We start from the raw sequence: 22,750 nt of genomic DNA on the forward strand, positions 1-22,750 counted from the left end.
CACCGTAGCCGCCGGATCCTAAGATCCGCGCGGCGCGACAGAAATCCAATCCCTCGCATTTCGGCACAATCGAAAGGAAGGATTAACCATTCTTCGGCAAAACTTGGCACCACTTCGTGAGTGGTGTTTGCCAAGGAAAATCCATGTATTCGCGCCAGTTTCTCTTCTTATGCGGCCTCGCCGCCGCGGCATTGTCTCCTGTCGCAGACGTCGCTCCGGCAGCCACTGCCGCAACCCGCGACAAGGCCTTTTTCGAATCCGTCACCGGCTCCTGGAAGGGCCCCGGCGAGATCGTCGCCGGCAAGTACAAGGGCACGAAATTCACCTGCAATCTGACCGGTGAACCCACCGGCGACGGCACTGCTGGCATCAAGCTCGATGGAACCTGCCGCGTCGGCGTCTTCAAGCAGCCAATGAGCGCCGTCATCTCGCAGTCGGGCTCCACCTACACGGGCAAGTTCCTCGACGGCGCCGCCGGCAAGGGTCTTGACGTCGTCTCCGGCGCCGTAACCGAGGATACCGTCGTGGTCGGCATCAACCGCGCCAAGCTGAATGGCGCGATGATCGCTCGCGTGCGTGACGACAAGACGATGAACGTCACCGTGTCGGTCAAGGTCGAAAGCCAGATGATCCCGGTTATCGGCCTGACATTGACTCGTCAGGTCGACGAAATGGCGGTTGGCTCCATTCAGTAGACGGACTGCATGGCGGGTTTTCTTGAAGCGGCGGGTTTCCCGCCGTTTCGCATTTTAGAGCCTTAGGCGTTCCGCCACCAGTCGCCGCTGTCATCGGCGACCTCGATGCCGGTCACGTCAACGTCGAGCAGCCAGTCGCTTACCGGCCGGCCCCTGACGAGAAGGCCTGGGGCGATATCGGCAAGCGGCATCAGGACGAACCCGCGATCGGTCATACGGGGATGCGGCAACTCCAGCCGCGGCGCCTGCTGGACGACGTCGCCATAGGTCAGCACGTCGATATCGAGCGTACGCGGCCCCCAGCGTTCGACACGCTCGCGTTTCATCTCGCGCTCGATCGACAGGCAGACGTCGAGCAGCGCCTCTGGAGGGAGCCGGGTTTCGACGGCGGCGCAGGCATTGAAGAAGAACGATTGGTCGGTTTTGCCCCACGGCGGCGTGCGATAGAGCCGCGACACGGCGGTGACACGACAGTCGTCGCGCCCGTCCAGTCTCTGCAGCGCCGCGGCCATCGCCTTTACCGGATCGCCGATATTGCCGCCGAGGCCGAGTGTGGCTGATTGCGATGCAGCCTCAGGCAAAATGTTCAACACTCACCTGCACGAAATCGAGCACGCCGGGCACCGGCGCATTCGGCTTGCGCACCGTGATCTTCGCCCGCCGCACCTGCGGGAACGTCTGACAGAGGCCCTTGGCGATATCGAGCGCCAGGGCCTCGATGAGATAGCGTCGCTTGCCGGTGACGATCTCCTCGATCACCGTGAAGGCAATGCCGTAATTGACGGTGTCGTTGATTGAATCGCTTTCCAGCGCCTCGCCCGCGACGACATCGAGCTCGGCATCGACGAAGAAGCGCTGGCCGAGGAATTCCTCCTCGTCATGCACGCCGTGGCGCGCGAAGAAGGCGCAGTTCTGCAGCGTGATCGTGTAGGTCGTCATGTCGGCCGCTTCCTCTCGAATTCCTGGCGCGCATTGAGCATAGCATCGGCGATAGCAAGCGCATCCCTGTTGATTGCGACATTGTGCACCCGGAAAACCGCAGCCCCTTGAAGCCTGAGCAGCGCGCTTGATGCGGCCGTCGCCGCATCCCTCTCCGGCGCCTCGCGCCCTGTGACCGCGCCGAGGAAGCGTTTGCGTGAGGTGCCGGCAAGCAGCGGCAGGCCGAAGCGCGACAGTTCGGAAAACCGCGCCATCAGCTCCAGGTTCTCCTCCGCCGTCTCCTTGGCGAAGCCGAAACCCGGATCGAGCACGATCCGGTCGCTGTTGACTCCGGCCGCGGCGGCGATCGCCAGCGACCGTTCGAGGAAATGCGCCTGGTCGGCGATCACATCGGCAAGTTTGGCCCTGTCGCGGCCGGTATGCATGATGCAGAGCCCCGCCCCCGTGGCCGCGGCCAGATCCGCGATACCTGCATCTTTCTGCAGTCCGAAGACGTCGTTGACAATATGGGCGCCGGCGCCGACGGCCAGCCGCGCCGTCTCGGCGCGATAGGTATCGATCGAGATCAGCGCCTCGGTGCGACCGCGCAGCGCCTCGATGACCGGCAACACCCGCGCCTGCTCTTCCGAAGGGCTGACCGACGCCGCACCCGGCCGGGTCGATTCGCCACCGATGTCGACGATCGCAGCACCGTCGCTGACCGCCTGCAATGCGTGTTCGACGGCGGCATCGACGGTTTCAAAACGTCCGCCGTCGGAGAAGGAGTCCGGCGTCACATTGACGATCGCCATGATCGCCGACCGACGGCCGAGTTCGATTTCTCGGCCATGGCCGACACGCCAGAAACTGCCTTCGAGCCCTGTCACCAGACTTGTCCTATTGATGACGAAAAAAGCCGCCATCCGATATTGCGCTTACGGTGGCTATGCCCCAAGCTCCTGCCGATTTCAACATGGGTTGCCTTCAGAATGCCGCTTGCAATGCGTTATATGTGCCTTCCTGTCGCCTTTTCCATTGCTCTTTCTCTCAGCAGTCCAGCGGCAGCTGAAGTGATCGCATCGAAAAGTTATTCCTATTTCGACATCCGCGGCAAAACCGCCGATGAGCTAGACCGGGAACTCGGCCGGCGCGGCCCGACGGCGAGCGGTTCGTCGGCACGCCATCCCGGGGCCACCAAGATTCGCTTCGGCGGCGAGGCCACCTATATCCAGGATAATGGCAGATGCCGCGTCGGCAATGTCAAGGTCACCGTTCACACCCAGATCATCCTGCCGCGCTGGAATAGCCGCAGAGGCGCCAGTAAGGAGCTGTCGATGATATGGGACGCACTGTCGAGTGACATCAAGCGCCACGAGGAGCGTCACGCCGAGATCGCCAGAGATCAGGCCCGCGCCATGGAGCGCGCCATCCGCGCATTGCCGCAGCAGCGCAGCTGCGAGGCCATGCAGGAGCTCGTCTCCAACGAATCAACTCGCGGCATAGAGGAGCACGATCGGCTGCAGGCGCGATTCGACCGGGTTGAGGCGGTCAACTTCCAGAAGCGCATGCTGAGATTGCTGAGAAATCGAATCAACGGTCGAGCCGGCGGAAAATAAGGCATTTTCGAACTGGTGACGAGCGGAAAAACTTAGCTGCGCAACGAAACTTGTGCGAAACTTACCCCTTCCCCAGCGTTTTAATGGTCATTTTTCATCCTGGCCGACTCAACCGTAACGCGTTAATATGAACACATTCGAAAGTTCAGCTACGGCGTCTGGACTTTCCTCGCTGGGTTCTCCTGGCGCGTTCCGAAGCCGCGGATGTTCCTCCCTCATCCGTTGGTAATGCGCCCGCCTCGCCTCGCTCGCACCAGCGCGCGAGGCGTCTTTTTTGTGGTGATGGTGTCGGTTATTCAACTCCGAAAATCGGTTCCGATTTTCGGGCCGATACGTTAGCGCGAAACGCGGGGCGCCTCAGGCCTGGCGTTCAGGCACGTGCACGACGAGCCCGTCATAAGCGGCCTTCATCCGGATCTGGCAGGAGAGCCGCGAGGTCGGGCGCACGTCGAAGGCGAAGTCGAGCATATCCTCTTCCATCGCTTCCGGCTGGCCGACCTTCTCCGTCCATTCCTCGTCGACATAGACGTGACAGGTGGCGCAGGCGCAGGCGCCGCCGCATTCGGCCTCGATGCCGGGCACCGAATTGCGCACGGCATTCTCCATCACGGTGGAGCCTTGGTCGACGTCGAGGTCGAAGCGCGTGCCGTCGAAGGCGACGATGGTAAGTTTGGGCATCAGGACTATTTCCGGTCTTCAAATGGGTGGGCGAAGTTTCTTCCGACAATTCGACGCGTCAGTCAACATTCGGAAATCCGCCATAACCTCGCAGATCGGGCCTTCGCCCGCCGTCTTCAAAGCGTCATCTGGGACGTCGCAAAAAGACCCGTGGTTCCGCAATGAAACAACAGGCCTCGTTCGATCAACGAAAGAAGACTTGGAGGTCAGCCGCGGCAAAGCTTGAGAATGAAATTCTCGGCATCGAGGACGGCAGCGCCGAGCGCCGCCATTGCGCTGGCATCGCCGCCGGTCTCTTCGACGACCTCAGCCGTCTGCGACACGCGGAATGCGCCGACCGAGCTCGCCGCGCCCTTCAGCCGGTGCGCGGCCGCGCCGACACGCACGGTCTCACCGCTCGCCATGTCCTGGAGGCACGCCCGCGCCTGGCGCGCAAACATTTGAAGGACTTCGATTTCCAGAGACTTGTCGCCCATCGTCTGCTTTGCGAGATGGACGAGATCGATCGGCCGGACCTTCGAGGGGCACGACCCCTTTGCATTATCAGGCGCCTCGAATACGATCTTCAATGCTGCCAGCTGGGCCGCCATTTGCCATTTCTCCCGTCTCAGATCGTCCGCACTTGCTACAGTTCTGCGTCAGAAGGGTGGCCATCGCGTTAAATTCCGGCACATCGGGCGCGGAAATCTCACCATATGGTTAACATCCGTTAAATATCCCTAAATTATTGGTTTTTAAGCAGAGCCCCGGATCCAAAGATGTTAACAACGGGTTAACGAGCCATGAATCTCAAGCCTTCATTAATTGTGTGCAGAGCCCAGATGTGTCACTACGATACTGGTGGAGCGGGTTTATGGTACGCGCCTTTGCCGAGTGAGTGGATAATGGTAGTGTTTTGATACCTTCCGTTTGAAAAAGCGGCTATCTACTCTGAAATGACATGCTTATCCGTCCGCGGTTGGGATGGAGGGCCGTTACGGCAAAGTTGTTCCCGGACAAGGTGGAAGCCGGGGATGTGCTGCCGGGCCGGCCGACAGTAACGAGGCGTAACCGAATGGCGAATAACAAATATAACGAGTCGATCGAGGACAAGGCGTTCAAGGCGTTGGACGAGGCGCTCCAGATCGACTTCGGCAAGGATAACGTGCCGTCTCGCCGCGGCGACGCGCCCCAGGCGCCGGAGGGTAATGTGTCTGATCCATCGAATGCGCGCAATCAGCAAGCCCAGGAAGAAGCGCAGCGCCGCAGCCGCCGCGGCGCCGGGGCCGAGCAGGCTTCCAGGGCTTCGTCCTTCGCGCCCGCCAATGATGCCAGCCGCAACACGCCCGCCTCGATCCTGAAATCCTTCGACGGCGCTTCCAGCCGCTCGGCCATGCGCACCGCTACCCTGTTTTCCGTGCTTTGGGTCATGGCGGGCCTCGGCCTGATGTCGCTGCTTTATGCGCCGCAGATCTGGCAGATCCGCTCGATCGCCGATCTCGTCGCCCTGCCCGGCGTCATTGCTGGCCTGGTCGGCATCATCATTCCGGTGATGATGTTCTATGCTTTTGCCATCATGATCTCCCGCGCCCAGGACATGCGCAACGCCGCCCGCTCGATGGCAGAGGTGGCATTGCGCCTGGCGGAGCCGGAAACCATCGCCTCCGAACGCATCATGACCGTTGGCCAGGCGGTGCGCCGCGAGGTCTCGGCGATGAACGAAGGCATCGAGCGCACCATCGCGCGCGCTTCCGAGCTGGAAACGCTGGTCCATTCCGAAGTCAACGCGCTCGAACGCTCCTATGCCGACAACGAGTTGCGCGTGCGCGGTCTTGTCCATGAACTCGGTTCGGAGCGGGAGGCGATCGTCAACCATGCCGACCGTATCCGCACCTCGATCGGCAGCGTCCACGACCAGTTGAAGGAAGAACTGTCGCTGGCGACCGAAGAGATCGCCGTGCGACTCGCCACATCGGGCGAAGCCTTCGCCTCGCTGATCGACACGCGCGCAGCGACCATCCTGGAGAAATCGGACAGCGCCCTGCAGTCGATGGGCAGCCTGCTTGCCGCCAAGACCGACAGCCTGCTCCAGGCGCTCAACGCCTCCGGCTTTGCGCTCGCCACCGAATTCGACAACCGCCTCGAGGCGCTCTCCGTCAACCTCAACGAACACGGCGAAAGACTTCTCAGCCAGTTCGAGACGCGCGCCTCGACCATGGACAGCAGCACCGAGAAGCTGAACGCGGCGCTGAACGAGCGTACGCATCAGCTGAACGAGATCCTGATCGCCCGCACCCGCGAGATCAACGAGAGCCTGACATCGGGCGAACGCACCATCGGCGGGACGCTCGACGATGTGCTCTCAAAGCTGAACAGCGCGCTCGATGAGAAGGGCGCGACCTTCCGCCAGAGCCTGCAGAACACCGCCGACGACGCCGTCATGGATCTTGATCTGCGCTCCGGCTTCTTCGAAGAGCGCCTGCAGACGACCGTTGCCCAGCTATCGACCGCCTTCGACGAGCGTGTCGCCGAATTCACCAGCGCTTTCGACAAGCGCACCGGCTCGCTCGACACCAAGCTGATGGAGAGCCTTGCCCGCATCAACGAAACGCTGAGCGGCGGTTCGGATTCGATCGAGGGCATTTTGAGCTCCAGCATCGACCGGCTCGGCTCCTCGATGACCGACCAGTCACTGGCGCTCGCGGCGGCGCTCGCAACCGGTCATGAAGTGCTGGAGAGCACGCTCAGCAGCCGCACCGAAGAAATCACCACCGCACTCACCAGCCGCACCGGCGAGCTGACCTCGGCGCTGCAGAGCGCCACGTCGGACATCGCGCTGGCGCTTGCATCAGGCACCTCCGACCTGCACAACAATCTTCAGGCCCGCTCGGCCGAGTTCCGCGATACGCTGCGCACAACCACCACCGATTTGACCGCCGCCGTTGCCGCCGGCACCGAGCAGGTTACGACGGCCTTCGGCGGCCGCGCCGAGGAACTGACCAGCGTATTGACAGCGCGCGCCGCAGAAATCCGGGACGCGGTTGGCACAGCCCATGAGCGTATCGACAGCGTCATGGCGGAGCGCGGCGGCGCGCTGATCGATGCGCTGACCACCCATCACGGCCGCTTCGAGGAAGCGCTGACGACCCGCTCCGACGCCATCATCAACGCCGTTTCCGGCACTCATGACCGCCTCTCCGAAACGCTCGACGAAAAGGCAATGGCGCTCGCCATCTCGTTGAACGAAAGCCAGAGCCGCATCGAAGACACGCTGGAGACCCGTTCCGCAGCCTTCCTCAATGCCGTCTCGGGCACACATGATCGGCTGTCGGAAACGCTGGATACCAAGGCAGCGTCCCTTACGGCCTCGCTCGACGAGCGCCATGCCCGCATCGAGGACGCGCTCGGAACCCGCGCCGAAGCATTGTTGAACAGCGTGTCCGGCACGAGCGACCGGCTTGCCGAAACCCTTGATGAAAAGGTGATGGCGCTTGCCATTTCCTTGAACGAGAGCCAGGCCCGGATCGAGGAAACGCTGGAAAATGGTTCTGCAGGCCTGCTGAACGCCGTCTCCGGCACCCATGACCGGTTTGCCGAGACGCTGCAAGATAAGGCGGCAGCTTTTGCCAACTCGCTAAATGAGACCCAGGCACGCATCGAAAATACCCTCGAAACCCGTTCCGCGGCCCTGCTGAATGCCGTATCCGGCACTCATGACCGTCTCTCCGAGACGCTCGATGAAAAGGCGATGGCGCTTGCCATCTCGCTGAGCGAAGGCCAGGCCCGCATCGAGGACACGCTGCAGACCCGGTCGTCGGCGCTGCTGAATGCCGTTTCCGGCACGCATGACCGCCTGTCGGAAACGCTGGACGAGAAGGCGATGGCGCTCGCAATCTCTCTCAACGAGAACCAGACGCGGATCGAAGACACGCTGGAAGCCCGCTCCGAAGCTTTCCTCAAGGCCGTCTCCGGTACGCATGAGCGTATCGCCGAAACCCTTGATGAGAAGGCATCGGCGCTGACCGCCTCCTTGAGCGAAGGTCAGAGCCGCCTGCAGGACACGCTGGAGAGCCGCTCGGAATCCTTCCTCAGTGCGGTTTCCGCCACCCATGACCGCCTGTCCGAGACGCTCGACGATCGGGCGATGGCCCTTGCCATTTCGCTGAACGAGAGCCAGAGCCGCCTCGAGGAGACGCTGACATCAGGCGCCGATGCGATCACCAATGCGGTCTCCGGCACACATGAACGCCTGAACGGCGTGCTCGACCAGAAGGCCAGCGCCCTGGCCGCCTCGCTGAACGAAGGGCAGGTCCGCCTCGAGGAAGCCCTGGGACACCGCGCCGCCGCGCTCGTCGGTGCCGTAACGGCAAGCCATGACCGGCTCACCGATACGCTCGATGAAAAGACCATGGCGCTCGCCATTTCGCTCGATGACAACCAGAGCCGCTTCGACAGCGCCCTCGAAGCCCGCAGCAATGCGATCATGGAGGCCGTCACCAGTGCAGAGGCCCGCGTCGCCGGCGCCTTTGCCGACAAGACAGACGCCATCCACAACGCCTACGCCGACAATCAGCGGCGGCTTGAATCCGCCCTCTCCGAGCACAGCGCGGCGCTTTCGGGCGTTCTCGATGCGGGCGGTGCCCGCTTCGAGGATCTCGTCGGCGGCTTGACCGGCCGTATCGAAGGCCGCCTCAGCGATGCCCATGCGCGGCTCGGGAGCTTGGCCGAGGAAGCCGCGGCGCGCATCGAAGGCGGACTCGCTTCTGCCCATGAGCGCATCCGCACGACGCTTGAGGATCGCGGCAATGCCATCGAGCTGTCGCTGAGCCAGGCGCATGCGCAGATCAGCGATACGCTGACCGAACAGGCGACCAGCATCGGCACTTCGGTGGCGACGAGCGTCAGCATGCTCGAAATGTCGCTTGAAGATCGTGAAGCCTCGATCCGCCAGGCGATCGACGCCGGCGCCCAGACATTGGAAGATCGCATGCGCGCCGGCGCCGGCCAGATCGCCGGCCGCTTCCAGGAGGCGGCGAACACGATTTCGAGCTCCGCCCAGAACCTTTCGGCCCATCTCGACCAGTCGGTTGAAAACCTTGCGGGCCGTCTTGAAGAAACCGGTTCTCGTATGGAAGCCGGCCTTACGGCGATCGAGACCCGCATCCGTGACGGCGTCGGCGGCGTTGCCGAAAAGGTCGAGGCCGCCAACAGCCAGCTCTCCGGCGTGCTTACCGACGGCATTTCCCGGCTCGGCGCGCTCGGTGACGACGCCACCCGGCGCATCTCGGCGACGCTCGAAGGCAGCGCCGCCAATCTTACACAGGCAATCGACAGCCGCACCGCCAATCTGGCCGAGACGCTGGACAGCCGCACGACCACGCTTGCAGGCGCCATCGAGGGCCGCACGGCAAGTCTCGGCGAAACCTTGGACCGCGGCAACGAACGCATCGAGGAACGCCTCTCCACCATGGATCGCGCGTTGACCGTCGGCCTCGACGCCGTCAACCGCACCATCGAGGGCAAGGCCGCCGGCCTCGCCTCGACGCTACGCAGCGCGGTAGCCGAAGCCGCCCAGGGAATGGAAGGCGAAGCGACGAGAACCACGGAACTGCTCGGCAAGACCGGCCAGCAGTTCGCCGAGGATCTCAATGCAAAAAGCGACGAATTCACCCGCACCATGGATGAGCGCTCGTCGCAGATCGTCACGCGGGTTGCCGAAGCTCAGAACCGCCTGGCAACCCAGGCCGCTGCCGTCGCCCAGACCTTCTCGGAAGCCGGCAATGCCATCGTCAACAAGGTCGCCGAGGCTGAGACCGTTGTCGGCACGCAGGTCAATGCCATTTCCAGGGCCCTGTCGGACGCCGGCCAGTCTCTCGAGGCGCGCGGCAATGCCATCCGCACGACGCTGTCGGGGGCCGGCAGCGAGATTTCCGCCACCATGGCGGATGTCGAGCGGGCGCTCGAAGCGCGCAGCAGCGCCATCCGCTCCAATCTCGAGGAGCGTGTCCGCGAGATCGATACCTCCCTCTCAGATGTCGACCGGGCGCTCGAAGCGCGTGGCAACTCGATCCGCTCGACGCTTGAGGAACGCACCCGCGACCTCAACTCGATGCTATCAGGCCGCTCTGTCGAATTGACCCGCATACTCGATGAAACGGCCCGCCCGATCATCGATCGCTACACCGATGCCGGCGAGCAGGCCGCTGCCCGCATCACCGCCGCAGCCAATCTCAGCGCCGATCGCCTGCGTGCCGAGAACGAAGCGCTCGCCAGCGCCGTGGCCGCCCGCACCGAGAATGTTGCCAACGCCGTCAGCGCCATCGAGAACAGCCTGGTCGGCAACGTCAACGGCCTGGTTCAGCGCATGTCGGAAAGCAGCGCGGCAATGGCAATGATGATGAACCGCGCCGCCGAGCAGCTGACGAGCGTCGACGGGCGTCTCGGCGAAACCACGACCCGCTTTGCCGACTCCGCCACCAAGGCTGCCGAAATGGTCAGCGCCTCGACCAGGCTTCTCGAAGGCAAGGTCGACCGCCTCTCCGACATCTCTGGCCAGACTCTGGCCCAGGTCGGCAGCATCATCGGCCGCTTCGACGAACACTCCAAGGTTCTGACCCAGGCCTCGCAGCTTCTGGGTGCCGCCCAGTCTAACCTCGCCTCGACGCTCGAAGAGCGTGAAGGCGCGCTGCAAGCCCTCTCCGTCAGCTTGGTCCAACGCTCCGACGAGATCGAAAAGACCATGCGCGGGCTCGGCGGCATGATCGAGACCGTGTTCGAGCGGGCCGAGCAGCGCTCCAACCAGGTCACCGGCAACCTGCGCCAGGGCGTTCAGTCCTCCTTTGCCGATATCGGTCGCGTTCTGACGGAAACCGAGAAGCGCGCCCAGGAAGCGGCCGAAACCATGCGCGAGGCGATCACCCGCGCCGGCGACGAGGCCAATACGACGATCGAAAGCACCTTCGCCAATGTCGAGCGCCGTTCCGGTGATCTCTCCAATCGCATTCGCGGCGGCCTCACCGCCTCGCTGTCGGAAGTCGAGCGCATGCTCGGCGAAGCCGGCCGCGCCTCCGACGGCGCCGCCCAGCATATGCGGGAATCGCTCCGTGAGGCGATCGAGGATGCCGTCGGCCGCTTCTCCGGCGCCACCGAGGACATCCGCCGCTCCGCTGCCGACATCCGCAGCGAACTCGACGCCACCCGCGCCGAACTGAAGCGCGGCGCCTTCGACCTGCCCGAGGAAGCCAAGGAAAGCGCCTCGGCCATGCGCCGCGCCGTCGCCGAACAGATCAAGGCCCTGCAGGATATCTCGCAGCTTGTCGGCCGCTCCAGCCAGCAGCTCGAAATCTCAGAACCCGCCGCCCGCTCGCTTGCCCAGGCGCAGCCGGCTCCGCGCCCGACCCCGCCGATCGCAGCCCAGCCGCCGCAGCCGGCAGCGCCTCCGCCGATCGAAGCCACCGGTCTGCGCGGAACGATTGCGCCATCCGCTCCGGCCGCCGCTCCTCAGCGGGCCGCCCAGCAGCCAGCCCCCGCTCGCCAGGAATTGGGCCGCCAGGAACCGGCGCGGGAAAGCGGTGGCTGGATCAGCGATCTTTTGCGAGGCGCATCCCGCGAAGACGCCGCGGACGTGGCGCCGGCCCGTGCTCCCGCGCGCCCGGCGGAAACCGCCGCACCGGCCGCACGCAGCAACGACAGCCGCAATCCGCGCCATGTCGTGGAATCGCTGAATTCGCTCTCCGTCGATATCGCCCGCGCCATCGATCACGATGCGTCGGTCGATCTCTGGCGCCGCTACCAGCGCGGCGAGCGCGACGTCTTCACCCGCCGGCTCTACACGCTGAAGGGCCAGCAGACCTTCGACGAGATCAAGCGCAAATACGACCGCGAACCGGAATTTCGCACCGCCGTCGACCGCTATATCGGCGATTTCGAAAAGCTGCTCGCCGACGTCGCCCGAACCGACCCGAACCAGACAGTCACACAGTCCTATCTGACCTCGGATACGGGCAAGGTTTACACCATGCTCGCCCATGCAGCGGGCAGGCTGAGATAGAGTCTGGCCGATATCGTGGAGCTGAAGCCGCCTGAACATGTGTCAGGCGGCTTTCCCTGATGATGGGGATATGATCTGCTGCCCAGCCCGGAACCGCGAACGAAATGACCAAGGCCCTTCTGATTATCGATGTACAGAACGCAATTCTCTCCGGAAAGGCCACGCCGGAGCGCCAGCCCGAGGTCGATTCCGCACTTGATGAGACCGTCGCTCGATTGGCGTTGCTCAAGGAAAAGGCGCGTCAGGCCGGCGTACCGGTCGTGCTGGTGCAGCATGATGGCGACAGCGGTCACCGATTGGCCGTGGGCACGCCAGGATGGGCGCTGCGCGGGGAGATTGCGCCGCAAACAGGTGAGGTCGTCGTGCGCAAGAAAAGCGCCGACTCCTTCTTCGGGACCGATCTTGCCGACCGCTTGCAAGAGCGATCGGTTACCCACCTCATCGTCGGCGGCTGCATGTCGCAATTCTGCGTCGACACGACCGTCAGGCGGGCCGTTTCGCTCGGCTATGGCGTGACCTTGGTTGCCGACGGCCATACAACTGGCGACACGGCGACCCTTAAATTCTCCGCGATTGTCGCCCACCACAACGAAACGCTTGATGGTTTCGATGCGGGCAAGGCGATTGTGGATGTCCGCCCTGCCGCCGACATTGCCTTTTCATAAGGCTCCGGCAACAACCGCTTATATCTTCCGAACAACTGCAGCTAAAACCGGGATCGCCATGCGGTCCCGGTTTTCCGTCCCTCACGCCTCGGCCGCTATGCCCCAGTTGTACACGCAACGGTCGAGGCCGATGGGGATTTCGAGCACGAGGACGTTGTGATCGACGGCCGCTGCCTTCCGGGGCTGCGACCGGTAACGGTATGGAAAGTCGGTACGCCGCGAGATCGAGCAGACCTCCATCCACTTGTCGCCATTATCGACCTCGACATCCATCGTCACCTCTGAATAGGCCGGCAGCCGGTCGGAGGGCACGACCCGCGTCGGCAGATGGATCAGCGAGGCGATCATGCGGCGCACCGGCTCAAGGCACGCCGCGTGATAGTCGTTGCCGCTGTCGGCGGTGAAGGCGCATTGAAATTCGAGCTGCCAGAATTCCTTCAGCCGCATGTGTTTCGTCGGCTGCTCCTGCTCGCGGCGGTAGGACCTGCCGGCCTGCCAGACACACAGAGGCAACCGCGTCTTTGAATGGTTTCCAAGAATATGCTGCATGTAGACATAGGTCGAAGGCGTGGTCTCCGGCCTCAGCACCAGCGCAGTATCGCCGGCCGCGAGCTGTTCCTGGACCCAGATGTCGGCATTCGAATAGGCACTTGAAACCAGCGACCGCGGCGTCAGCGCCGGCGCCTCGACCCTTCGCATATCCCAGGCTGGATTAACCGATCTGAGAAAGCTGCGGACCTCTTGGGAGAAAAAGCCGATCATATGATCGCGCAGATTGATCTCGCGCTCCTCCCAATGGACGAGCGAATTGACGTGATAAATATTGAGCATGCTGCCTGTCTCCCGGGCAACCCTGTTGACGTGGTGAAGGGCTTTACGTCCGGCCGCGCGCCGGACGCATGCAGCGCCCGGACGTCACAGCAGGACGCGGAGACCTCGTCCGCCAATGGCGCGCGCGATCGCGACCTGCGGGCAGGTGCGGTCATGGTGGGAGAAAGGCGCGCGCTTCATGCTCATGACAAATTTCTACGTGCCATGCGCGCGATTGTCAAAACCGCAGGGGCCGAGACAAAAGGTATCATCTGTGGATAGGCCTTTTTTATTGCCCACCTTCCTTCATTCCGTCACAAACTTTTTCGATCCGCTTGCGTTTAAAGCCAACGGCGCCTCGGCCGTGCAACGAAAGAGACAGCAATACCGATGACCACGACGACATCCCGGCTCCTTGCCATCGCGCTCTCGTCCACCCTGCTGATGGGCGCTTTCATTCCGGCTAAGGCCGGTCAGGCAAGCTTCGTCATTGATGCGCAATCCGGTCAGGTCCTTGAAGCCTCCAACCAGGATGATCTCAACTATCCCGCGTCGCTGACCAAGATGATGACGCTTTATCTCGCTTTCGAGGCGCTGCACGATGGACGCCTCACCTGGGATCAGAAGCTCACCATGTCGGAAAATGCCGAGAGCAAGGAACCCTTCAAGCTTGCCGTCGGCGCCGGCCGCAAGGTAACACTGCGTGAAGCGGTCGAAAGCATCGTCGTGCTGTCTGCCAACGATTCCGCCGTGGCGATCGCTGAACAGCTCGGCGGCTCCGAACCGGCTTTCGCCAGAACGATGACCGACAAGGCGCGCCAGCTGGGGATGAAGGACACGGTCTTCAAGAACCCGTCGGGCCTTCCCGATCCGGAGCAGGTTACCACGGCGCGCGACATGGCTACGCTCGCCCTTTCGTTGATGCGGGACTTTCCAGAGGAGTTCAAGCTCTTCTCGATGCGCGGCTTTCAGTTCCGCGGCATGAAACTGCGCGGCCATAACAATCTGATGTATCGTTATGACGGCGTCGATGGCATCAAGACGGGCTATACCGATGCATCCGGCTACAATGTCGTGACCTCGGCGCTGAAGGATGGCCGCCGCGTCGTCGGCGTCGTCATGGGTGAAAAGACTGCAAGCCTGCGCGACGACAAGATGGCGGGCCTCCTCGACAGCACCCTGCCGTCATCACCAACCGCCACCGCCTCCACCATCCCAGGCAGCCAGCCTGCAGCGACGATGACGGATGCGCTGCCGACGAAGTAGCCGGCAAGTCAAGCTCACAAATTCATGAAGAAATTTAAATAGGGTGGCCGCTCCAACCTGATGGGGCCAATATTTTCCGCAATCAGCAATTTTTGACGTCGGCGCAGCGTTTAACAAACGTCTTGTCAGATTGAGCGCAGCGTCCAGCTGACAATCTCCGAAACCACCGTCGAAAAGGCGCGGTCGAGACCCTTGACGAAGCCGACATTGTCGCCGCCGGCCGGCGTCATGGCGCGGAACACCTTCTGGGCGCGCACCGAGCCGTTTCGGTCGTTCAGAATCTTGGCGGAGATTTCGACTACCGCCTGGTTGCCATTCGAAGCGTCGATCTCGAATGCGCGGATATCGGTGACGATCTGGTAGTCGATCGCCAGCCCCTGCCCCGGCATGCCGACCCCGCCGAGCTTGCCGGAATTCTCGAAGGCCTCGACCAGTTTCGATTGTACGATGCGCGGCAGCTTGTCGCCCCACTGCGCCCGGGACAGGTACTGGATTTCCGACGAGGAGACGCGGATGACGATCTGCTCGCTATCGAGCGATCTGAGTGCCGTCGGGCCGGCGATCAGGATCTGGCGGGATTTGGCAGCAGGCCCATCGCCATCGACGGCCGCAGAGAGATCATAGGTATCGTTCTTGGCTGAAGTGCCACACCCCGACAGGATCAACGCAGTCAGCGGCAGCGCGATCGCCGTTCCCCTGATCCACGAACGGCGCGACAACAGATGCGATGCGACCATACTGGGCTACCCCTGACTTTCCCTGTTAACGCCGCGTCCGGCCGTCGTACTGTTTGACCGTGTCCCCGCCGAAGATCAGGCGTTGCGGATTGCGGTCGAAGTTGCTGATCGTATCGTTGAGATTGCTCACGGTTCCGCGCATGTCGTTGATGAGAGTCTGCACGTCGCGCAAGCCGCCGCTCGAGAACTTCTGAAGATTATCGGCGATCGGACCGATTCGCGAGTTCAGATTGTCGGCCACCTTCTTGAAGGATTCCAGCGTACCGCGCGCCTCGGCGAACAGCGATTGCGTGTTGTCGGTTCCAAGCAGCGCATCGACCTTGATGAGAATGCCGTCGACGCGTGTCGAGGCCGAATTCAGCTTGTTGGCAAGCTGCGACACGTCCTGGATCGTCTGGTCGATATCTTTCTGGCGCAACGAAACGGTGTTGGCGACGTCGCGGATCGAGGCGACGGCCGCACGCGCATCCTTTGTGGCTTGCGAGATATCGTCGACCGAACCCTTGATCTTCGCCGGGTCGATCTGGGCGACGAGCGTGTCGACGCGGTCGAGCGTTGCCTGCGCCTGCTTGCCGAAATCGTTGAAGGTGGTGGCGGTCTCGTCGAACTTCTGGATCGCGCCCTTGAGATCGCCCGAGGCATCGGCGACATTGGCGGTGATCTTCTCGGCATTGGAGACGATATTGTCGACCTTCTGCGCGTCGACGGCCCTGACCAGCGATTCCACGGCCTGAAGCGTCGAATCGACACGCCCGGAAACCGCCTTCACCGTGTTGGAGAGCTCACCGACGCTCTGCAGGAAGGCGTCGATATTGTCGGAATTCTTGGCCAGCGCATCCGAGAAGGTTTCGGCATTCTTGAACGTCTGGGTCAGCGGAGCACGCGAATCTTCGATGAAACCCTGAAGTTCGCCGACCGCGTCATTGGCGCGATCAAGAATCTTGTCGGCGGTCGCCAGAAGATTGGTGACACTCGACTGGTCGGCGACGATAACGGCGCGTTTGCCGTTTTCGATCGCATGTTTAAGGATACTCTCCTCACCCTTACGGCCACCCGACAGTTCGATATAGGCGGCCCCCGTCAGGCCCTGAATTTCCAGCGCGGCCTTGGTGGAGGGATAAATCGGTGCGTCCGTGCGCACCTGGGTGAAGGCGAGCGAATATTGGGGATCGTCGGCATCGATCGACAGCGTCTGCACCGAGCCCACCTGGATACCGTTGAAGCGCACCGGCGAGCCGACGCTGAGCCCGTTGGCCGAGCCGGGAATACGCACGATCAGCTCCGTCATCGGGCCGCCGCGGCCATATTCGGCCATCCAGTAGACGAAGCCGAAGGCGGCCGCGATCACCAGCACCGTGAAAAAACCGACAATCGTATAATTGGCTTTGGTTTCCATCTATCCGATCACTTCCCGCCGCTGCCATTATCGTGCCGCGCGCCATTGTCCTGCGGCACGATCGACCGTGCTCGCTTACCTCTAAAATAGGCCTGCACCCACGGATCGTCATAGGCCAGCATGTCGTCGATCGTGCCTTCCACCATTACCCGCTTCTTTCCGAGCACGGCAATACGGTCACAAACCGAAAACAGGCTGTCGAGATCGTGCGTCACCATATAGACGGTCAGTCCGAGACTATCGCGCAGATTGGCAATGAGTTCGTCGAACTCGGCCGCCCCGATCGGATCGAGACCTGAAGTCGGTTCGTCCAGAAAGACGAGCTCGGGATCGAGCGCCAGGGCGCGGGCAAGCGCGGCACGCTTGATCATGCCGCCCGAAAGCTCGGACGGATATTTGTCGGCGGCATCGGCCGCCAGCCCCACCATGCGGATCTTCAGATGCGCCAGCTCATCCATCAGCGAGTGCGGCAGATCGAGATATTCGCGCATCGGCACTTGGATGTTTTCCTTGACGGTGAGCGATGAAAATAATGCGCCCTGCTGGAAAAGCACGCCGAGCCGCATGTCGAGCGCGTTGCGCTGCGGCTCGTTGAGCTCGTCGAAATCCTGGCCGAGGATCTTGATCGTGCCGGAGCGGCGCGGCAGCAGCCTCAGCACCGTGCGCATCAGCACCGATTTGCCGGTGCCCGACGCACCGACGAAGCCGAGGATCTCACCGCGATAGATATCGAGGTTCAGTTTGTCGAGCACCACCTTGGAGCCGAAAGCGACCGTGACGTCGCGCGCCGAAAGCACGACATCCCTGCCCTGTCCTTCGTTTTCGATCGGTTGCTCGTCCACGCTGCCCGCCATGCTAGAAGTCGATCGCTGCATAGAACATCGCAAAAAGCCCGTCCATCAGGATGACGACGAAAATCGCCTTCACCACCGAGGCCGTCACGTGCTGGCCGAGCGACTCCGCACTGCCGCCGACCTTCAGCCCTTCGACGGCGGCGACGATACCGATGACGAGCGCCATGAACGGCGCCTTGATCATGCCCGACAGCACGGTCGACAGCGTAATCGCCTCATGCAGCCGCGACAGGAAATTGGCGAAGGTGATGCCGGAATAGCCCCAGGCGACAACCGCCGCACCGGCGAGCGACGCGAAGTTCGCCAGCACCGTCAGAAGCGGCAAGGCAATGGTCAGCGCCACTAGCCGCGGGAAGATCAGTACGCCGATCGGGTTCAGCCCCATCACTTTCAGCGCGTCGATCTCCTCGCGCATCTTCATCGAGCCGATTTCGGCGGTGATCGCGCTGCCGGAGCGGCCGGCAATCATGATCGAGGTCAGCAGCACGCCGATTTCGCGCAATTGCAGAATGCCGACGAGATCGACGACGAACACCTCCGCCCCGAAATACCGCAGCTGGAAGGCGCCCTGCTGGGCGATGATCGCACCGATCAGAAACGACATCAGCAGGATGATCGGAACGGCGCGCACGCCCATGTGATCGATCTGATTGACGATCGAGGCCGGCGAAACGCCGCTGCCGCGGCCGAGCTTCATCTGCGCCCCGCGCACCGCCGAGCCGAGGATATACATCGAGGCGGCGAGATTGTCCCAGATGTCGTAGGTCATCTTGCCGACCGGCGCCAAGATACGCGCGGCAATCGAGACCTTTTCCTTCTGTTCAGGCTCCGGTTTGGCCGGTTCCTCGGAAAACATCTCCAGCATTTCGTCGATATGCGGATTGGTGCCGACGAAGCGCACCGTGCGTCCGGCCGCCTCCGCCTCCTTCTTCAGCCGGCACAGAAGCCAGATACCGGCGGTATCGATGTCTGATACATCGGAGAGATCGAGCGTCAGATTGCCGGTCTTCTCTCGCTGAAGCTTTTCGAAGTCGCGCAGCACAAGATGCACATAGGCGCTGAGCCAGTTGCCGCTGAGACGAACATGCTGCCCCGAACCATCTGACCGGTCGTCCACTTGCAGCGAGGCGGCGTTGCGATTCTCGGCGTTCAAGATACTTGTGTCTCTCAAGGCTTACGGCGACATTGCCGACTCGCGAAGCGGATCGTCGCCGCCGGCGCGTCAATATACAGAAGCAACGTCCAATTTCCATGCTCGCAGGATAGCAATAATGCCGCGCACCCTCGATATCCAGATGAATTCCTTTCCGATTGCCGGGACCTTCACCATCTCGCGCGGCGCAAAGACCGAGGCCGAGGTCATTACCTGCACAGTCACAGAAGAAGGCGCGCAAGGGCACGGCGAATGTGTGCCCTACCGCCGCTACGGCGAGACCATGGAGAGCGTCTTCGCACAGATCGAGGCAGCGCGCCCGCTGGTCGAATCCGGCATTTCGCGCAACGATCTCTTGTCGGCGATGCCGCCGGGTGCGGCACGCAACGCCGTTGATTGCGCTCTCTGGGATCTCGAAGCAAAACGGACGGGCCAAACGGTCGCTGCCCGCCTCGGCCTCACCGCCCTCAAACCGCTCACGACAGCCTACACCATCTCGCTCGGTGAGCCGGAAGTGATGGCCGCGCACGCACGCGAACATGCCGGTCGCGCTCTGCTCAAGGTGAAGGTCGGAACCGGCGACGATGAAAGCCGCATCCGCGCCGTCCGCGCGGCCGCACCCGACGCCGCCATCATTCTCGACGCCAATGAGGGCTGGCCGGAGGCGGCGCTGGAACGTCATCTGCAGATCGCCGCAGAGGCGGGCGTTGCCCTCGTCGAGCAACCGCTGCCGGCGGGCCGCGATGCGCTGCTTGCCGAAATCCGCCGCCCGCTGCTGGTCTGCGCCGACGAGAGCGTGCATCACACCGGCGATCTCGCAAGTCTTGCCGACCGTTACGATGCGATCAACATCAAGCTCGACAAGACAGGTGGCCTGACGGAGGCCTTGGCGATGAAGGCTGAAGCCGAGAGGCTCGGCTTTTCGATCATGATCGGCTGCATGGTCGGCACTTCGCTGGCCATGGCGCCGGCCGTGCTGCTTGCGCAGAATGCCGATTTCGTCGATCTCGACGGCCCGCTGCTGCTTGCCCGCGACCGCGAGCCCGGCCTGCGCTACGCCGCTTCCCTGGTCTTTCCACCGGAAAGCGCCCTCTGGGGCTGAAGATAATAGGCTGAGATGACGAGTCCGAGGCCGGAAAGCGCGACGAGCGCCATGACGTAATAGCTGACGAGGCCGAGCCAGGCGTAAAGATAGCCCGAAGCGATGGTCATTAACCCCATCGCCATGCCGACATAAAAGAAATAGGCGCCCTGCGCCGAGGCCTCCTGCGTTTCCTGCACCGTCGCCATGATCCGCCGCTGCACGCCGGTGTGCACGAAGGCATAGGTGAAGCCGTGGAAACATTGCAGCAGGAAGAAGCCGGCAAAACCGGCGTTCATGGGAAACAGGATCCAGCGGCAGACGCTGACGGCGCAGCCGAAGCGGATAAGCGTCCAAGCGCTGAAGCGCCGATTGAGACGCTTCGACAGAAAGAACACCGTCACCTCCGAGGCAACGCCGGCGCTCCAGAGCAGGCCGACTTGCGTGCCGGAAAAGCCGAGCTGATGCCAATAGATCGAGGAAAAAGCATTAAGCACCGCATGGCTCGACTGCTGGATGGCGACGCCGATCAGAAGCAGCAGCAAATGCGGCTCGCTCAGACCGCGGCCGGTGGCGGCCGGAAGATCGATCGGCTGGCCGCGCCGCCGCGTCGGTCCGATCCGCGGACAGAAGATCGCCATCACCACGGTCATCGTGAAGCCGAACACCATCACGACGAGCACCATGCCGCCGCCCCACCGGCCGATCAGCTGACCGCCGAGGAGCGTCGAGATGATGAAGGCGATCGACCCCCACACCCGCATCGACCCATAGTCGAGCCCCCAGCGGCGCACACCCGAAATGACGATCGATTCGACGACCGGCAGATAAGGCGCGAAGGTGGCGCCCTGCAGCGCGAAGACGATCGTCACCGGCCAGAAGCTCGTCGTCCAATAAAGTGCGATTGCGGTCAGCAGCGACAGGCCGCCCGACCACAGCAACACGTCGGCGCGCTCCTTCAGGCGGTCGGCGATCATGGCGACGATAGGCGCCACCAGAACACGAACCACCATTGGTATGGCAAGGATGATGCCGATTTCATGGTCGCTGAAACTGTGGGTTTCCAGCCAAACGGGGAAGAACGGCAGCACGACGCCGTTGACGAGCAGCGGCGCGCAATAGGACAGCGCGCTGAGCAGCCGGAAGCGCTGCGGCGCTCCCTCACCCGAGGAATGTTGAGCGGGAATCATGGGTGGACCTGAAGGAAACTGGACGTTGTCCTAACACACCACCCGGAAAGCGACTATTGCGAGAAATAGCCGTCCGGAAACGTTTTAAGAAATAAATTGGGCCTGTCACCTCGCGGTAACGGCTAAATTGCTGGAGAGCCGCCGCGACTGCGACGGCGCCAAAATCAAGCCGCCTGCGGGGCGAGTTCCGCCTCTTCGGGACGCTCGACGGCGGTAAGCGCCGGTACGGCGGTGGCAAGCGCCCGCCAGGTGATCAGTTCGAAGGTGCCGTCGGCATGTTCGGCAACCGCCGTGCAGCTTTCCACCCAGTCACCCGTGTTGATGTAGCGAATGCCGTCCATGTCCTGGATGATGGCGTGGTGGATGTGGCCGCAGATCACGCCGTCGGCGCCGCTCTTGCGGGCCTCTTCGGCCACGACGCGCTCGAACTCGCCGATGAAATTGACCGCATGCTTGACCTGCAGCTTCGCCCAGGCGGAGAACGACCAATAGGGCATACCGAGGCGGCGGCGTACGGCCGCGAGCAGGATATTGATCCGAATCGCCGTATCATAGGCCCAGTCGCCGAGATAGGCGAGCAGGCGGGCGTTGCGGACGACGACGTCGAACTCGTCGCCGTGCAGGATCAGGTATTTCTTGCCGTCCGCGCCGTCATGCATCATACGCTCGACGACCTCGATGCCGCCAAAATGCATGCCCGGGAAGTCGCGCAGAAATTCGTCGTGATTGCCCGGGACGTAGACGACGCGCGTGCCCTTGCGCGCCTTGCGCAACAGCTTCTGAACGACGTCGTTGCAGACCTGCGGCCAATACCAGCTGCGCTTCAGGCGCCAGCCGTCGACGATGTCGCCGACGAGCACGATCGTGTCCGCCTCGTGGTAGCGCAGGAAATCCAGCAGGAAATCAGCCTTCGCGGCCTTCGAGCCGAGATGGACATCGGAAATGAAGAGCGTGCGGAAATGTCTGGGTTCCATCATGTCTATCACGAGCTGCCGCTCATGCCCCATCTTTCATCTAGCCTTCCAAAACCAGACTCGTGTTTCAGGAAGATGACAAGCTGGGGAAAAGCCCTTCAGACCCCACCCATTCCGTCCGGATGGTAAACGCCGATCTCGTCGGTGGCGAAGCTCGCAATACCGACATCGGAAATCCGATCATCATAATTTCTCGCCGCGATGTTCCGGATCTTTCCCGTATACCGAGAATCAAATTAACAGCAGCTGCCGATCAAGGCGTAACCTGGGGGATTGATGATGCGCGCCCACACCGCGACAATAATGATTTCTATTGCACTGCTTGCAGGCTGCGCACCGACGCAGCAGGACTATGATGCGACAGTCACGCTGCTGCAGGGCAGCGCGAGAGCGAGAAATGAGTTCGTCAAAGTGTGCGCAAAGGATTTCGATGCAAATGCGCGTCGCACCGCAGGGATCGTGACAAACGCCTCCGACAAGGACGCTCCGAGAGTCGCCTGCCAGCGATATCTGATGGCCGCGACCTCCGGTCGCGCCACGTATCAGGATCTGCTCGACATCAAGGCTCACCGGTTTACGCCAAAGCTCATCAAGATCTTCCAGGGCCGCTGATAGCTCGGAAGACACCTCTCGCTCGTCGATTTTGAAACCGACGTGAACAAGCTAGACGGGCCAAGCGGATTGGGGG

At 62.4% G+C, this 22,750-nt stretch carries 19 protein-coding genes; 7 read left to right on the plus strand and 12 right to left on the minus strand.

Going from position 1 to position 22,750, the window contains the following annotated elements; genetic code table 11:
- Nucleotides 1-143 precede the first annotated feature (143 nt).
- A complete protein-coding gene (locus tag AMK02_RS11825) occupies nucleotides 144-695 on the plus strand; it encodes a hypothetical protein (RefSeq protein ID WP_064802969.1) in 552 nt (183 codons plus the stop codon).
- 62 nt (nucleotides 696-757) lie between these two features.
- Here AMK02_RS11825 and folK read toward each other — a convergent pair whose 3' ends face one another.
- Genes folK through folP form a run of 3 tightly spaced genes read right to left on the minus strand, consistent with a single transcriptional unit; the run spans nucleotide 758 to nucleotide 2,500 of the window.
- Nucleotides 758-1,276, minus strand: a complete 519-nt coding sequence (gene folK, locus AMK02_RS11830) for a 2-amino-4-hydroxy-6-hydroxymethyldihydropteridine diphosphokinase (RefSeq protein ID WP_064802970.1) — start codon at nucleotides 1,274-1,276, stop codon at nucleotides 758-760.
- Nucleotides 1,269-1,634, minus strand: coding sequence for a dihydroneopterin aldolase (gene folB, locus AMK02_RS11835; RefSeq protein WP_008525873.1), 366 nt, complete (start codon nucleotides 1,632-1,634; stop codon nucleotides 1,269-1,271). Before folB ends, folK begins: the two co-directional genes overlap by 8 nt.
- Nucleotides 1,631-2,500 carry a dihydropteroate synthase gene (folP, locus tag AMK02_RS11840; RefSeq protein ID WP_064806161.1) on the minus strand — a complete coding sequence of 290 codons (870 nt, stop codon included), beginning with the start codon at nucleotides 2,498-2,500 and terminating at the stop codon, nucleotides 1,631-1,633. The genes folB and folP overlap by 4 nt, the downstream gene beginning before the upstream one ends.
- A gap of 102 nt (nucleotides 2,501-2,602) precedes the next feature.
- On the opposite strand from folP, the gene AMK02_RS11845 reads away from it, so the two are divergent.
- The gene (locus AMK02_RS11845; RefSeq protein ID WP_064802972.1) at nucleotides 2,603-3,229 is read left to right on the plus strand and encodes a DUF922 domain-containing Zn-dependent protease; all 627 of its coding nucleotides are present in this window, start codon (nucleotides 2,603-2,605) and stop codon (nucleotides 3,227-3,229) included.
- Between the two features lie 357 nt (nucleotides 3,230-3,586).
- On the opposite strand, the gene AMK02_RS11850 is transcribed toward AMK02_RS11845, so the two are convergent.
- On the minus strand, nucleotides 3,587-3,907 hold the full coding sequence (locus tag AMK02_RS11850; protein WP_011425597.1) for a 2Fe-2S iron-sulfur cluster-binding protein: 321 nt from the start codon (nucleotides 3,905-3,907) through the stop codon (nucleotides 3,587-3,589).
- Nucleotides 3,908-4,113: 206 nt separating this feature from the next.
- A complete protein-coding gene (locus AMK02_RS11855; RefSeq protein WP_064802974.1) occupies nucleotides 4,114-4,497 on the minus strand; it encodes an Hpt domain-containing protein in 384 nt (127 codons plus the stop codon).
- Between the two features lie 464 nt (nucleotides 4,498-4,961).
- Between AMK02_RS11855 and AMK02_RS11860 the strand changes: the two genes are divergently transcribed.
- Together AMK02_RS11860 and AMK02_RS11865 are read left to right on the plus strand one after the other, a co-directional pair.
- The gene (locus AMK02_RS11860) at nucleotides 4,962-11,936 is read left to right on the plus strand and encodes a hypothetical protein (RefSeq protein ID WP_064802975.1); all 6,975 of its coding nucleotides are present in this window, start codon (nucleotides 4,962-4,964) and stop codon (nucleotides 11,934-11,936) included.
- 104 nt (nucleotides 11,937-12,040) lie between these two features.
- Nucleotides 12,041-12,601, plus strand: a complete 561-nt coding sequence (locus tag AMK02_RS11865) for a cysteine hydrolase family protein (RefSeq protein WP_064802977.1) — start codon at nucleotides 12,041-12,043, stop codon at nucleotides 12,599-12,601.
- A gap of 81 nt (nucleotides 12,602-12,682) precedes the next feature.
- Here the strand turns inward: AMK02_RS11865 and AMK02_RS11870 are convergent, their stop codons facing one another.
- The gene (locus tag AMK02_RS11870) at nucleotides 12,683-13,432 is read right to left on the minus strand and encodes an aminoacyl--tRNA ligase-related protein (protein WP_064802979.1); all 750 of its coding nucleotides are present in this window, start codon (nucleotides 13,430-13,432) and stop codon (nucleotides 12,683-12,685) included.
- A 369-nt stretch (nucleotides 13,433-13,801) separates the two neighbouring features.
- Between AMK02_RS11870 and AMK02_RS11875 the strand changes: the two genes are divergently transcribed.
- Entirely contained in the window at nucleotides 13,802-14,677 is an 876-nt protein-coding gene (locus AMK02_RS11875) for a D-alanyl-D-alanine carboxypeptidase family protein (RefSeq protein ID WP_064802981.1), read from the plus strand.
- 125 nt (nucleotides 14,678-14,802) lie between these two features.
- Here AMK02_RS11875 and AMK02_RS11880 read toward each other — a convergent pair whose 3' ends face one another.
- The 4 genes from AMK02_RS11880 to AMK02_RS11895 are packed head-to-tail and all read right to left on the minus strand — an operon-like array spanning nucleotide 14,803 to nucleotide 18,835.
- Entirely contained in the window at nucleotides 14,803-15,414 is a 612-nt protein-coding gene (locus AMK02_RS11880) for an ABC-type transport auxiliary lipoprotein family protein (RefSeq protein ID WP_064802983.1), read from the minus strand.
- Between the two features lie 25 nt (nucleotides 15,415-15,439).
- On the minus strand, nucleotides 15,440-16,810 hold the full coding sequence (locus AMK02_RS11885; RefSeq protein ID WP_064802985.1) for an MlaD family protein: 1,371 nt from the start codon (nucleotides 16,808-16,810) through the stop codon (nucleotides 15,440-15,442).
- 8 nt (nucleotides 16,811-16,818) lie between these two features.
- Nucleotides 16,819-17,664: an ABC transporter ATP-binding protein gene (locus tag AMK02_RS11890; protein ID WP_064802987.1), complete on the minus strand. Its 846-nt coding sequence runs from the start codon at nucleotides 17,662-17,664 to the stop codon at nucleotides 16,819-16,821.
- A gap of 1 nt (nucleotide 17,665) precedes the next feature.
- Nucleotides 17,666-18,835: an MlaE family lipid ABC transporter permease subunit gene (locus tag AMK02_RS11895; protein ID WP_189636963.1), complete on the minus strand. Its 1,170-nt coding sequence runs from the start codon at nucleotides 18,833-18,835 to the stop codon at nucleotides 17,666-17,668.
- 100 nt (nucleotides 18,836-18,935) lie between these two features.
- Between AMK02_RS11895 and dgcA the strand changes: the two genes are divergently transcribed.
- Nucleotides 18,936-19,919 carry an N-acetyl-D-Glu racemase DgcA gene (gene dgcA, locus AMK02_RS11900; RefSeq protein ID WP_064802991.1) on the plus strand — a complete coding sequence of 328 codons (984 nt, stop codon included), beginning with the start codon at nucleotides 18,936-18,938 and terminating at the stop codon, nucleotides 19,917-19,919.
- Here dgcA and AMK02_RS11905 read toward each other — a convergent pair.
- A complete protein-coding gene (locus AMK02_RS11905) occupies nucleotides 19,871-21,088 on the minus strand; it encodes an MFS transporter (RefSeq protein ID WP_064802993.1) in 1,218 nt (405 codons plus the stop codon). The two genes, dgcA and AMK02_RS11905, sit on opposite strands and share 49 nt — an antisense overlap.
- 164 nt (nucleotides 21,089-21,252) lie before the next feature.
- A complete protein-coding gene (locus tag AMK02_RS11910; RefSeq protein ID WP_064802994.1) occupies nucleotides 21,253-22,095 on the minus strand; it encodes a UDP-2,3-diacylglucosamine diphosphatase in 843 nt (280 codons plus the stop codon).
- Nucleotides 22,096-22,341: 246 nt separating this feature from the next.
- Here AMK02_RS11910 and AMK02_RS11915 point away from each other — a divergent pair, with 246 nt between their 5' ends.
- Nucleotides 22,342-22,674 carry a hypothetical protein gene (locus AMK02_RS11915; protein ID WP_064806163.1) on the plus strand — a complete coding sequence of 111 codons (333 nt, stop codon included), beginning with the start codon at nucleotides 22,342-22,344 and terminating at the stop codon, nucleotides 22,672-22,674.
- The last annotated feature ends 76 nt before the right edge of the window (nucleotides 22,675-22,750 follow it).

This window comes from Rhizobium sp. N731 (genome assembly GCF_001664145.1).
Lineage (GTDB): Bacteria > Pseudomonadota > Alphaproteobacteria > Rhizobiales > Rhizobiaceae > Rhizobium > Rhizobium esperanzae.